The organism is Escherichia sp. E2661, assembly GCF_004745185.1.
Taxonomy (GTDB): Bacteria; Pseudomonadota; Gammaproteobacteria; order Enterobacterales; family Enterobacteriaceae; genus Escherichia.
The window spans coordinates 1-844 of the sequence record NZ_PDIG01000078.1 but is presented as its reverse complement, the minus strand read 5'-3'; the positions used below and the strand labels follow the sequence as shown (position 1 = coordinate 844).

Here is an 844-nt window from a genome sequence, read left to right as displayed (position 1 = left end):
CCGATCCGGAGTCCATCGGTATTCAGATCGACGGCGACCAGGCGAGTTGTTAATAACGAAGGCGACAGCACCATCACCAACGGCGGCACGGCACACAGATTAACGGTGACGACACCACGGCGAATAACGGCGGCAAACCACAGTTGACGGTAAAGACGCCACTGGTACAGAAATCAACGGCAATAACGGCACCGTTATCCAGGACGGCGATCTGGACGTCAGCGGCGGGGCGGCACGGGATTGATATCACCGGCGACAGCGCGACGGTGGACAACAACGGCACCATGACCGTGACCGATCCGGAGTCCATCGGTATTCAGATCGACGGCGACCAGGCGGTGGTTAATAACGAAGGCGACAGCACCATCACCAACGGCGGCACCGGCACACAGATTAACGGTGACGACACCACGGCGAATAACGGCGGCAAAACCACAGTTGACGGTAAAGACTCCAGCGGTACGGAAATCAACGGTAATAACGGGAAAGTTGTTCAGGACGGCGATCTGGACGTCAGCGGCGGCGCACACGGGATTGATATCACCGGCGACAGCGCGACGGTGGACAANAACGGCACCATGACCGTGACCGATCCGGAATCCATCGGTATTCAGATCGACGGCGACCAGGCAGTTGTTAATAACGAAGGCGACAGCACCACCACCAACGTCTGAGCATCGATCGATGTACAGCTACGTACGTCTGAGCATCGATCGATGTACAGCTACGTACGTCTGAGCATCGATCGATGTACAGCTACGTACGTCTGAGCATCGACGATGTACAGCTACGTACGTCGAGCATCGATCGATGTACAGCACGTACGTCTGAGCATCGATCGAGT

1 pseudogene is annotated in these 844 nt (G+C 56.6%); it reads left to right on the top strand.

The features are described from left to right. Window positions 1-668: pseudogene (locus tag CRI63_RS23725) on the top strand (autotransporter domain-containing protein); the annotation flags it as partial. Window positions 669-844 lie beyond the last annotated feature (176 nt).